This is a genomic window from Bradyrhizobium sp. sGM-13, from assembly GCF_018398875.1.
In the GTDB taxonomy this organism is placed as follows: Bacteria; Pseudomonadota; Alphaproteobacteria; order Rhizobiales; family Xanthobacteraceae; genus Bradyrhizobium.
This window is the reverse complement of record NZ_JAGWDK010000074.1, coordinates 1-11,536: the sequence shown is the minus strand read 5'-3', so window position 1 is coordinate 11,536 and position 11,536 is coordinate 1. Positions and strand designations below refer to the sequence as shown.

8 protein-coding genes and 1 pseudogene are annotated in these 11,536 nt (G+C 59.8%); 1 reads left to right on the top strand and 8 read right to left on the bottom strand.

The genetic code is table 11. The features are described 5' to 3' along the window. Both KJQ96_RS36985 and KJQ96_RS36980 read right to left on the bottom strand, forming a co-directional pair. Nucleotides 1-402: pseudogene (locus KJQ96_RS36985) on the bottom strand (IS21 family transposase); the annotation flags it as partial. 377 nt (nt 403-779) lie between these two features. After that, complete coding sequence (locus KJQ96_RS36980) at nt 780-1,103, bottom strand: hypothetical protein (protein WP_213291006.1); 324 nt, start codon at nt 1,101-1,103, stop codon at nt 780-782. 1 nt (nt 1,104) lies between these two features. On the opposite strand from KJQ96_RS36980, the gene KJQ96_RS36975 reads away from it, so the two are divergent. Then, nucleotides 1,105-1,479 (top strand): hypothetical protein, encoded by a 375-nt coding sequence (locus KJQ96_RS36975; protein ID WP_213291005.1) that lies wholly within the window; start codon nt 1,105-1,107, stop codon nt 1,477-1,479. Between the two features lie 549 nt (nt 1,480-2,028). Here KJQ96_RS36975 and KJQ96_RS36970 read toward each other — a convergent pair. From KJQ96_RS36970 to KJQ96_RS36945, 6 genes are all read right to left on the bottom strand, one after another. Further along, a complete protein-coding gene (locus tag KJQ96_RS36970; protein ID WP_213291004.1) occupies nt 2,029-2,526 on the bottom strand; it encodes a PaaI family thioesterase in 498 nt (165 codons plus the stop codon). A 127-nt stretch (nt 2,527-2,653) separates the two neighbouring features. Then, nucleotides 2,654-4,390: a hydantoinase B/oxoprolinase family protein gene (locus tag KJQ96_RS36965; protein ID WP_213291003.1), complete on the bottom strand. Its 1,737-nt coding sequence runs from the start codon at nt 4,388-4,390 to the stop codon at nt 2,654-2,656. Beyond that, on the bottom strand, nt 4,387-6,462 hold the full coding sequence (locus KJQ96_RS36960; protein WP_213291002.1) for a hydantoinase/oxoprolinase family protein: 2,076 nt from the start codon (nt 6,460-6,462) through the stop codon (nt 4,387-4,389). Before KJQ96_RS36960 ends, KJQ96_RS36965 begins: the two co-directional genes overlap by 4 nt. Nucleotides 6,463-6,503: 41 nt before the next feature. Then, the gene (locus KJQ96_RS36955) at nt 6,504-7,769 is read right to left on the bottom strand and encodes a Glu/Leu/Phe/Val dehydrogenase (RefSeq protein ID WP_213291001.1); all 1,266 of its coding nucleotides are present in this window, start codon (nt 7,767-7,769) and stop codon (nt 6,504-6,506) included. Between the two features lie 160 nt (nt 7,770-7,929). Further along, on the bottom strand, nt 7,930-9,363 hold the full coding sequence (locus KJQ96_RS36950; RefSeq protein WP_213291000.1) for an aldehyde dehydrogenase family protein: 1,434 nt from the start codon (nt 9,361-9,363) through the stop codon (nt 7,930-7,932). A 173-nt stretch (nt 9,364-9,536) separates the two neighbouring features. Further along, on the bottom strand, nt 9,537-11,252 hold the full coding sequence (locus KJQ96_RS36945; protein ID WP_213290999.1) for an acetolactate synthase catalytic subunit: 1,716 nt from the start codon (nt 11,250-11,252) through the stop codon (nt 9,537-9,539). Nucleotides 11,253-11,536: the final 284 nt, after the last annotated feature.

Genomic DNA, 11,536 nt, shown 5'->3' with positions numbered 1-11,536 from the left:
TGAAGCCGAGCTGATCAACCAGATCCTGGTAGATCGCCTGCGCATTGCGCTTCAGACGGACCTGCTGCTCGATCCATTCCCGATGCGGTTCACAGGCTGAGCGTGCGAAATCAAACGTCTTGGCGGCCACCTTCATGCCGATAGCCGGCGGTCGCGGAGGTGGGGGAGTTTGGCCATCCGCGGCCTCGGAGCCGGCGGTCACCCCGGGGGAATTTGCCTCCGCCGCTCGCCGGGACACGAAAATCGCCTGGTAGCGCCGGATCGTCTTGCGGTCGATCCCCGTCAGCCGCTGGATCTCTCGTTGGCTCGTCTGGCGCTCAAGTAACGTAAATACGGTGCTTTGCAGATGCGGCTTCAAGACGTTCAACTCCCGGTCCCCTCTTCCCTAAAGGGGGCGAAAATAAACGTCCTGCTACGCGCTTTGCGGCCGATCAGCCGCCCAGCCAGGCGGAATCAGGTGGGGGAGTTTGAGGTGACCTCACCCGGGGGATTTTGACCGACCGTCGGGGGCTCACAGGCTCGAACTGAACGGTGACTCCATGCGTCGCCCGCCGGTTCTTCCTCGGCCTTGATTACATCGTCGGCCGATGAAGACTGAGACTGCAGCCCGCGAAGCTGACCGGCCGCTACGGCACTGTTGGGGGTGCGCGTCCAGTCAGCTTCGCTCCGTCGAGCGACACCATCAAACATGAGACGTGATCTCTTCGGCAGCCGCTTGACCACGGGCTGACGATAGTGCCAATTGCCTTTAACGATCGGGGGCTTCCACATGCGCGCGATCAGATTGGAACGCTGCGCGGCATCAGATTGGAATAACTGCGCGCGATCATTGGAATCCGCACGCGTCGATCTTGCGTCTCGTCTTCGTCGTCATCATCCGCTCCGTCTATCAAACGGAGCAGTCCTTTCCAACTAAGCGCATGGTCCGAATGGGGGTCCATTTCAAGGCGGAAGCGAACCTGCTGGCGCAGCGCGGCTATTCCCGCGATCATCGCCCCGACTACAAGCAGGTCTGCATCGCGCCGGTGATAACCTTCGACGGCGTTCCTCTGTGCTACGAGGTATTCGCTGGCAGCAGCATGACTCGCGAACCTTGCAGACATCGTGACCACGATCGAGGCCCGGTATGGCATGCCGGGCCGCATCTGGATCACGGACGGCGGCATGGATAGTGCGGAGAACCTCGCTTGGCTGCGGGCGACCGGCCGGCGCTACATCATCGGCGCGCCGAAGTCGGACCTGAAGAAGTTTGGCGTCGAGCTTGCCACCGCAACTGGCTGGCGCACGGTGCACGAGGGCGTCGAGGTCAAGCTCGCGCGCCATCCCGAGACCGAGGAGACTGTGATCCTGTGCCTCTTGGCGGATCGGCGCAGCAAGGAAGGCGCGATGCATGACCGTTCAGCCGCCAGATCGAGACGGCGCTCGAACGCCTGGCCACACGCCGCCCGTTTAAAGCGGCGCCTCATCCGCTGCTGGTGAACCGGCAGATCGGCCGTATCCTGCAGCGGAACCAGCGCGCCGCCGCCGCTTCGCCATCGCGCTGACGTCAGACAGCTGTCCGGCCGGGTTCCACCTGCAGGTCACCTGCAACGCTTCGTTCGACGACGACTGGGCCGCGCTTTCGGAGGGCGCCTACTCTTGCGCGCCAACCGATGGGAGTGATGAGCAGCTGTCGAAGGCCTACATCCTACATCCAGTTCAAGTCAGGCCGAAGCCGCCTTTCGGATCCAGAAGGATCAGTTGAACCTGCGGCCGCTTTGGCATCAGCGGCCCGATCGCCTGCAGCCCATATCCTCGTGTGCTTCCTCGGCTTCGTGCTGTGGAAGTGCCTGGAGATGTGGCAGCAGCGCGCCGGTCTCACCAAAAATGTAGTGCCGACTGTGGCTAAGCCATTGATTTGGCTATCGTGGGATGTCGATCCTGCGCAGGTCGGGCTAGTGGCATCATAACGGTACGGTTCGTAGCGCATCCCGCGAGCTCAACTTTGCCGGCCTCCTCAATTGGGAAATCGTTGGGCGGCCGGCCGTCCTAGCGTGAGTCGACGTCGGCCTCTGTGCGAACCTTCCGGTTCACGCGCTTGATGGTACCGGAAAAGGTCAGCAGGAGCCGCTCGCCGGATTTCAGCTTGCCCCGGACAAAGATCAGGGTGCCGCCGGCGTGGGTGACCTCGCCGGTGGCCTCGATCAGCTCACCCTCGCGCGCCGCGCCGAGGAAGTCGCCGGACAACGACACGGTGACCCCGGGGCCCTCCAGCACCAGGCCTGCGATGGCAAAGACGCAATAGTCCACAAAGGCCATGAAGCAGCCGCCATGGACATTGCCGGCGCCGTTAAGATGCGTCCTCTGCGCGCGAAAGGCGCAGCGTACCATCCCATCAGCCTCCACCCGGTGCCAAAAGGGGCCCGTACAATTCAAGAAGGTGTCGAAGGTCCATGTACGCCACCCCTTGAACTCGCCCTCGGTGGCTTCATGCAGGTCAGGACGGTTGAGCAGGGCGAACCTGCTGATGTCACCCAAATCGTGCATTTTAAGCCACCCATCGCCTTGATTGGGAGCGGTTTACCGCCTGGCACGACGTATGAGCGCGCTCGTTGAGAGCCCGCGTTCGACCGTCCTGACCTTCAGTCGTGAAAGCTTTGCTCATGACCTGCCTTCAACGTGCTTTGAAGTTTTGACGGCGCACTCGCGTTGCCTTTTCGTCGACGTGCAGATCCTTGCCACTCAGAATAACTCCGTAGTCCGCCTCGGCCTTTTCACGGCTGACCATTCCATCGAGAACATCGTTCAGGACTTCTTCGGGAGGTCGTTCAAACGGCGCCCCGAAACCGCCACCGCCAGCGGCCCTGATCGTGAGCGTCAACGGAGGTTGCCGCTCAACGCCGAAGCGAGGTGGGATATACGACGAACCATCCTCAAACCTGATTGAACAGTTCCCGACGCCCGCAGCATGTCCGCCCAGCACGCCAAAGGATGTCGGATTGCCGTTCCCTTCGCCGCGAAATGAGTATTCGGCGGGGTGTTTCACATGGACCATTACTTCCGCGCCCGTCCCGCCTCGATAGCGACCTGGACCACCACCATCGGTGACAAACTCCTGACGTTCGACAAGGAAGGGATAGCTTGTCTCGAAGTCCTCGACCTCCGGCAGCGCCAGACCGCCAAGCGTGGTCATCTGTCCCATGACATTGAAACCATCTCGACCTTTGACCGCACCGGTTCCAGGTTGCGCCAACCATTGATACGCAACGTAGTACCGTCCGCTACCGTCCCTCCCCGACGTATTGCAGTGCGAGATTCGGCTCCAGCCAGCACAGCTCAAGTCGGGAGCGGCTGGACTCAATGCCTTCCAGATGGCATGCACGATATGGTGCGCCGGATAGGTGGTATCCGCGGTAACAGGGGCCGGAGGCTTCGCGTTGACGAGTGATCCTTCAGGGGCCACGATGCGAACGCGGCGGAAGACGCCGTCATTGCGCGGAATGTGTGCACCAAGAAACGAGATCAGCCCAAGGAGCACGGCTGATCGCGTGTTCGCGAGTGGGCTGTTCTTGAAGCCGCGCATCTGAGGACTCGTTCCCGCGAAGTCGACGAGAAGTCCATCCGCACTAACAGTAATCGCCGTCTTGATGCGCGCCTCTACGGTCTCGAAGCAGTCATGATCGAAAAAGTCCTCGCCCGTGTATATTCCTGGGGTCAGCTTGCGGATTGCCGCGATAAAACTCTCCTCCGCCCAATCGAGAAGTGACGCAAACAACTGGTTCAGCCCTTCGGCGCCCATTGAGCTGGCCACGTCCTGAAGGCGCTTAGCACCGATCTCAGTCGAGCCCAGCATCGCGCGGAGATCGCCATCAAGCAGGTCGGGAGTTCTTGAGTTCAGGAGGATCAACCGCCAAAGATCATCCTGCACTTCACCTTGCGAGACCAGTTTTACGACCGGAATGCGCAAGCCCTCGTGAAAAATCTCCTCCGCCTTTGGATTATACGTTCCTGCCGCGCCGCCCCCTATGTCTGACTGGTGCGCACGGTTGCAGGTGAATGCAATCAGCGCTCCGTTCAGAAACACCGGTCGCATGATCGTGAAGTCGGGTAGATGATTGCCGCCAGCGACATACGGATCGTTAGCTAAGAAGCAATCACCGAGATTGATGTGGCCCTTAAACGTTTCTAAGAGCCGCGCCAAGGCGATACCACCCCCGCCGGTATGAATGGGAATACCGTCAGCTTGGGACACAACCTGCCCGGCACTGCTGCCGATGAAGCATGAAAAGTCGTGCGACTGGCTGAAGATCGGGCTTCGGGCCGTCCGCGCCATTACCCAGCCCATTGTGCGGCAAATATGATCGAGTTGCTTCTGGCCTAGCGCCAAGCTGATTGCATCTATCGGCCTCATACCGCACCTCCTTGAGCAGGGACAGCCACCCGAACAATAAGGTTGTTCGATGCGTCCACTTCCAACCTATCGCCTTTCCCGATGAATATCGTCGTGGTCACATCGTTGATGATTGCCGGCCCGACAAGGCGCGCGCCAGGTTTCAGATCGGCGCCATCGTAAACATTTACATCGACCGCTCCGATGTCGCGACTAACGACGATGCGCCGCTGGCCCGAAGTCGGAGGAACATAACCCCGGCCTGGAATTTTCTGGATCGACACTCCCGGAAAACGACGCGAGCCACTCACGCGCACGGCGCATGTCATTAGCGGCGAATGCTTGTGAGCATGACCATACAGAAGGCTGTAGCGCTCTTCGTAGGCTGCTATGATGCGTTCGATGTCGTTATCCGTCCATTCGACGGAGAGCTGGGACTGCTGATCCAAATAGTTGAGATCAATATGGCGGCTGAATAGCGGTTCGCTTCCAGCGTCGCCGTATGCCATAAGACGTGCGCGCAGCCCTGTCTCGAGCTCGAGCGCCACCCACTCGAAGTGATCGAGAGCGCTCTGAATGAAAGGGCGCCGGATCGTCCGGACTTCGTCCAGGCGAACATCTGAATTGAGCATACCGAACGCGCAGAAGACCCCGGCAAGCCGCGGGATGCAAACCGTCGAACAGCCGAGGCTCCGGGCCACCGAACTTGCATGCAAAGCGCCCGCGCCGCCAACAGCGACTAGCGCGAAATCACGAAGATCAAAGCCGCGCTCCGCACTCACATGCTCAACGGCGTGACGCAAATTCTGGTCCATCAACTCGACGATACCGAGGGCGGCCGCTTCGGGAGCAAGTCCAATCGTGTCGCCATAGACGCGCTGCAGCGCCTGTCGCGCCGCCTGATCGTCAAGATCGAGCGTGCCGCCAGCGAATTGCCCTGGCGCAAGGCGGCCGAGAACGAGCTGGGCATCCGTGTTTGTTGGATCCTGTCCTCCGCGCCGATAGCACACTGGACCCGGCAATGATCCGGCGCCATCAGGCCCCAGTGTCACCATTCCGCCGGCATCGAGCCGCGCAATACTGCCGCCGCCGGCGCTCACAGAATGGATGTCGACACTTGGCACAAGGGCCAGGTATCCGGCGATATCTATGCGGTCTGTCGAATGGACGTGCCCACCCTCCATCAATGCGAGATCGCAGCTCGTCCCGCCCATCTCAAGGGAGATCAGGTTGTCGATCCCCGTTGTAGCGGCAACATATTTCAGGGCGCCAACCTGCGCCGCAGGTCCTGAAAGGAGAAGGCAGGCGGGGTTGCGGGCGATTTCGTCTACCGACGCGATACCACCATTACTTTGAATGAGGAGCAGAGGGCCGAAGAGTCCGTTTTTCCGCAGAATGCCCTCTAGAGACCGCAGATAAGGAACGACACGCTTTGAGACATAAGCCGCAAGGACAGTTGACGATGTGCGACCGTACTCGCCGGCGTAAGGCGAGATTTCATGTGAACAAAAGATCACATCTCTATCCCAATCCGCCAGAAGAATTTCCATTGCCCGACCCTCGTGCGCGCCGTTGGCGTAGCTATGAAGAAAAGATACGGCGACACACTCAACGCCCGCAGCCCTAAAAGCCGCCGAACCGGCCAGCACGTCGCCTTCATTCAGAGCTGTGAGCTCAAGGCCATCTCTGTCGAGTCGCCCGCCCACGGGCAGGCGCCAACGTCGCGGCACAAGCACACGGGGAAAAGGCGGACGATGGTTCCAAGGATCCTCGCGGATGCCGCGACGTATCTCAAGGGTGTCGCGAAATCCTTTGGTGGTGAGGAGCCCTACCATAGCGCCCTTGCCTTCGAGCACTGTGTTCGTCGCAATCGTCGAACCATGCACAAGCATCGAGCAACCGCCAAGCAGCTGCTTTTTCGGCACATCAAGCCGCCGCGCCAGCGCATCGAGTGCCGCCATGACGCCAGCGGTCGGATCGTCCGGCCTGGAAGGCGACTTGAGGGCTTCGATCCGGCCATTTGCGTCTATTGCCACGACATCAGTAAAGGTGCCGCCGATGTCGATTCCGATCCGCCAAGGGGCAATTAGCATTGGTCACTCCGGTTTGGTGCTGTGCGTCGCAATAACGGTCATTATGGGAAAAGTCCTCGGGTGTGCTTGGCCGATTGTACCACGCTCACCCCGATTGCCATGGCGGCCATGCGATGAGAAATGCCGTCGCGTTTGGCGCGAGCGATCACTTGCTGAAATGAACGCTCCTGAATTCGGTAAAGACGATCGAATACTTCCGCTTCTTCCCAGAATAGCCGCTGCAGATCCTGCACCCATTCAAAATAGCTTACGATAACACCCCCGGCGTTACAGAGGATATCGGGCAGCACGAAGAGCTCGTCGCGTCGTTGATCGAGGATGGCATCTGCTCCAGGGGTGGTTGGACCATTGGCGCCTTCGGCCAGGATGCGACATTTGAGCTCGGTCGCATTTTGCCACGTAATCACCTGCTCCATCGCAGCTGGTACGAGTACGTCGCATTTTCGCAGCAGCAGCTCCGAGGGCTCAATGGCACTCTGGGTGGAAAAGCCTGCAAGCTGACCTCGTTTGGCGACGTGTCTCTGTAGGTCCGCAACGTCCAGCCCCGCTGGATCATGGTATGCGGCAGTGTGATCGCTGACACCGATAATTTTGACGCCTCGCCCGGCGAGAGAATACGCTGTCACCGAGCCAACGTTACCGAACCCCTGGACAATTGCTGTCGCACTGCCAGCACTGATCCCAAGATGATCAAGAGCCCGACCGACAAGATGGGCCACCCCGCGCCCGGTCGCTTCGCGTCGGCCAAGTGTGCCTCCTGCCGAGACCGGCTTTCCGGTTACGATCTCGTTGATGGTCTGTCCCTGGTACATGGAATACGTATCCATGAACCAAGCCATGACCTGCTCATTCGTGCCCATGTCCGGCGCCATGACATCGGTATGCGGTCCGACGAACGGTATCATCTCCTGCATGTAGCGCCGGGACAGCGCTTCGAGTTCGCGCGGTGACAGTGTGTACGGGTCGACCGTGATGCCTCCCTTTGCTCCTCCATAGGGAAGTCCCGCCAGCGCGCATTTCCAGCTCATCCACACCGCCAAGGCGGCGACCTCGCCGACGTCCACTGATGGTGCGAACCGCGTCCCGCCCTTCGTTGGTCCAAGAGTAAGGTGATGTTGCACGCGGTAGCCCTGAAAGACTTCCGTTCGACCATCGTCCCTATGGATTGGGCAGGACACGGCGATTGCGCGCTTCGGATAAAGCAATCGGGCCCGGTCCTCCTCCAGGATTTGCAGATGATCGGCGACCCCATTGAATTGTTGCCTGGCCATTTCAAACACGGGGCCGCTATAGATTGATTCGCTCATCGTCCATCACCAACACATTTGAAGCTGGAGCCGCTTTGAAGGCTCTTGGCTTAGGAAAAACGGCCGCCCCGCGGAGGGGCGGCCAGTAAGCGTCCGTCGCGGGAGGAAGATGACGACGAACGACTTGAACTTGAGGCCACCCGAGTCGCGGCCGCGACTTTCAGAGGCCATGCCGAATCGTGACGGCCTTAAGAACGCCGAAGCCGTATAGCGCCTCAAATCCCATCTCTCGGCCGAAGCCGGATCCTTTCACGCCTCCAAACGGCAGCTCAACACCGCCGCCAGATCCGTAGTTGTTCACGAACACCTGGCCTGCTTCGATACTGCGAGAGAGACGCAAGGATCTGCTCAGGTCTGACGTCCACACGCCGGCGGACAGCCCATATGGCGTGTCGTTTGCTATCTGCACCTCATGATGTTCGTCACGAAAGCGTAGCGCCACCAGGACCGGTCCAAAGATTTCCTCCTGTGCCACGGCGTGACTTGCTGGGACTTCACCAATCAGTGTCGGTTTGACGTAATAGCCGCCGGCGGGTACGGTGGTTCCGAATGAGCCCTCTGCCAGAATCTGCAAGTTGTCCCGCTTCGCAATCCCCAGATAGTTCTCGATGCGGGTTCGCTGCGCGGCGTTGACAACAGGGCCGAGATCGAGATCCTGACTTGCGGAGCCGACCCGCAGCGCCTTGAACCTGTCGGCGAGTTGCGTTGTGAACCGATCGTAGATATCGTCTTGGATCAAAACCCGCGAACCGGCGCTGCAGGTCTGACCGGAATTGTGGACGATGCTTTTAACGATCGTGGCGCCTGCTTCGTCCAGGGAAGCATCTGAGAAGACCACCTGCGGTGATTTTCCGCCCAGTTCGAGAGTAACTGGAATTGTATTTTTGGCCGCCGCACTCTGGATCAAGCGACCGACCTCGCGGGATCCGGTGAAGCTGATATGGCCAATTCCAGGATGCGTCGACAGCGCCACGCCGGCTTCTTCGCCAAGACCAGTGACGACGTTGAGGACGCCCGGCGGAAAGCCTGCCTCTTCGGCAAGTTTAGCCAGCGCGAGCGCCGTCAGTGAGGTGTCTTCGGCAGGCTTGAGCACGATGGCGTTACCCATTGCGAGCGATGGTGCGACCGAGCGGGCCGTCATCTGCAGCGGGTAGTTCCAAGACACGATATGCGCGGTTACGCCGTGCGGTTCGTAAAGTGTCATCACGGTGAAACCGCTCTGAAAAGGAATGGTCTCACCATGAACCTTGTCGGCGGCTGCCCCATAGTATTCGAAATATCGCGCAGAAACGGCGACATCTGCGAGCGCGACGGAGATTGGTTTTCCGACGTCACTCTCGAGCTTAGCAAGCATCTCGGCGTCGCGACGAATCAGCTCAGCCATTTTGAGCAGGAGACGACCTCGAGAGACCGCATCCATTTTTCCCCAAGGTCCTTTACGGGCGGCATGGCCGGCCAACACCGCAGCGTCGATTTCGGCGGCTCCGCCACGGGATATCGCGGCCATTTTCGTGCCGTCAGACGGGTTGACCACGTCCAAGGTTTTGGCCGAAGCAACCCAACGTCCGGCAATGTAGTTTTCGTAGGTGTCCATTGCAGTCTCAGTTCTCAGAGGCGAAAGCGCCAAGCTGTCCGCAAATCAGACGCGGCGACGGATCAACGAAGTTCGCGGAGATCGATGGACAGCAAGCGCGCGGCGAGACTTGCAAATTAACCGTATCCGCCAGCGCACAGGCTGCTTCTCCTTCGATCTGAACCAGCAAAGTTTCAAACTGCCGCGAGCGCATGATCGAGCGTGCCGTCAAAAAGCGAAATTGGCGGATGCGCGGACGGGTCCGTCATGACTTCGATGAGCCATGGCCGTCGCTCTGTGAGCGCAAGGTCGAGCGTCTTGCCCAGATCACCGGGCGCTCTGACCACCGCGCCACCGCATCCGCACGCTCGCGCGATCGCAGCATGATCGACGGGTGAGAGATGGCAGGCCGATGTATAGCCGCCAAACTTCACCGTTTCTGCATCTTTCTGAAATCCGAGGATTCCATTGTTGAGCACGATGGTGACGACGGGCACATTGCTGCGAACCATGGTTTCCAGCTCCGCCCAACTGTGGGCAAAGCCACCATCTCCGACCAGGGCTACGACAGGGCTGGACGGACGCGCTACCTTTGCGCCGATGGCAAGCGGTAATCCCCATCCAAGCCCCGCCAGACCGCGCGGCGCGAGGAAGCGTTGGCCTGTAGTTTGGCCGCGGAGCTGACCGACGACCCACATTGACGAGTAGCTCGCGTCGGCGACCACGATTGTATCGGGTGTCAGACGCGTCTGGAGCTCCTGCATGACGCGCTCTGGGCGGATCGGGGATCCGTTGCTACCCGAGAAGACGGATCGATCGTTTTCGAAGCTCTTCCAAGCCGCCGCGATACGCCCCTCCACCCCTTTGCGCATGTCGCGACGCAACGACAAGTCGAGCTGCCGGAGCGCTTCACAAAGGGCGCCCAGTGTAGCGGCGGCATCGCCAACCAAGCGCGACGCCTCATAGTTGCGGCCAATTTCCTGGGGATCGATGTCGATGTGGATGATGCGAGCGTTCGCAGGGACCTGTCGCCAGCTGTCCGTCCCGTTTTGGTTGGTGCGGGTCGCGACCAGAATGACGAGATCCGCCTCTTTGAGAATCGGCAGAGTATGCCCGCCAAGCGATCGAGGACCGACGAGGGCGCCGAGGACTCCAGCTGAGAGTGGGTGCGTTTCGTCGACAGCGCCCTTGCCCATATTCGTGGTGAAGACAGGCAAGTGCGCCAGGTCTTGCAATTTGGCGAGCGCGGTAGCGGCAGCGGGAGACGTGACACCGCCTCCTGCAACGACGACGGGAGCCCTTGCCGCCGTAATCGCTACCGCCGCAGCGCGGATTTCTGCCTCGCTCGGCCGAGGGCGATCAATTGGCCATTCCCCAAAGTTCGACCGGCGCTCTCGGGTCGGGACAGCGGGGTTCTCGCGCAACAGATCGGCCGGCAACAGCAACACCGAAGGACCCGGCCGGCCGCTGCCGGCGGCGACGAAGGCAGCATCAACATAATCGTCGATCCGATCCGCAGTGATGACGCGCCGCACCCATTTGGCGCATGAAGAGAAAAGCGCGAAATGATCGAGCTCCTGGAACGCATTGCGGTCGAGCTGATTGCGCTCGACCTCCTGCACCAAGGCAACAATCGGAACGCTCGCCTTGAATGCTTCACCGAGAGGTGGAACGAGCAAGGTTGCAGCAGGTCCATTCTGGGCTGCAACAACGGCGATCCTGCCAGACACGCGCGCAAAGCCATCCGCCATGGCGCCGCCCATGTTCTCCTGGCGGTATGCGAGCTGCCGAATGCCGATCGCTTCGCAGGCCAAGATCACAGCCGACGGGAGGCTCTGGCCGAAAATCACCTCAACGCCGTGGCGCTGCAAAGCGAGGGCGATACGTTGCGCAACTGTTGCTTCGGTCATTTCTGCACCTCATCCTTATAGGTTCAGTTAAGCTTCCTAATACTAACCCACTTGATATTTGATGCAACAAAAAAAGGCCTCCTAGGGGCGAAGGATCTAGCGGGTATAGACCGAAGCTGAAAGGGCATACCGAACCCCTACTCGCGGAAATTAGCTTGGGCCTATTGTTGCATCATATTTGGTATACACTACCAGCTACGTGCTAGGCCTACCAGTCTTACTTTTGAAACTAGACGACCGATTCCATGAAACCCGCGTGCTGCAGCAGGCTGAATTGATGGAAC

Excerpts from the sequence above, each read along its gene's own strand:
- KJQ96_RS36980 (WP_213291006.1), bottom strand. The coding sequence starts at position 1,103 with ATGTCTGCAAGGTTCGCGAGTCATGCTGCTGCCAGCGAATACCTCGTA.
- KJQ96_RS36970 (WP_213291004.1), bottom strand. The coding sequence starts at position 2,526 with ATGCACGATTTGGGTGACATCAGCAGGTTCGCCCTGCTCAACCGTCCT.
- KJQ96_RS36965 (WP_213291003.1), bottom strand. The coding sequence starts at position 4,390 with ATGAGGCCGATAGATGCAATCAGCTTGGCGCTAGGCCAGAAGCAACTC.
- KJQ96_RS36960 (WP_213291002.1), bottom strand. The coding sequence starts at position 6,462 with ATGCTAATTGCCCCTTGGCGGATCGGAATCGACATCGGCGGCACCTTT.
- KJQ96_RS36955 (WP_213291001.1), bottom strand. The coding sequence starts at position 7,769 with ATGAGCGAATCAATCTATAGCGGCCCCGTGTTTGAAATGGCCAGGCAA.
- KJQ96_RS36950 (WP_213291000.1), bottom strand. The coding sequence starts at position 9,363 with ATGGACACCTACGAAAACTACATTGCCGGACGTTGGGTTGCTTCGGCC.
- KJQ96_RS36945 (WP_213290999.1), bottom strand. The coding sequence starts at position 11,252 with ATGACCGAAGCAACAGTTGCGCAACGTATCGCCCTCGCTTTGCAGCGC.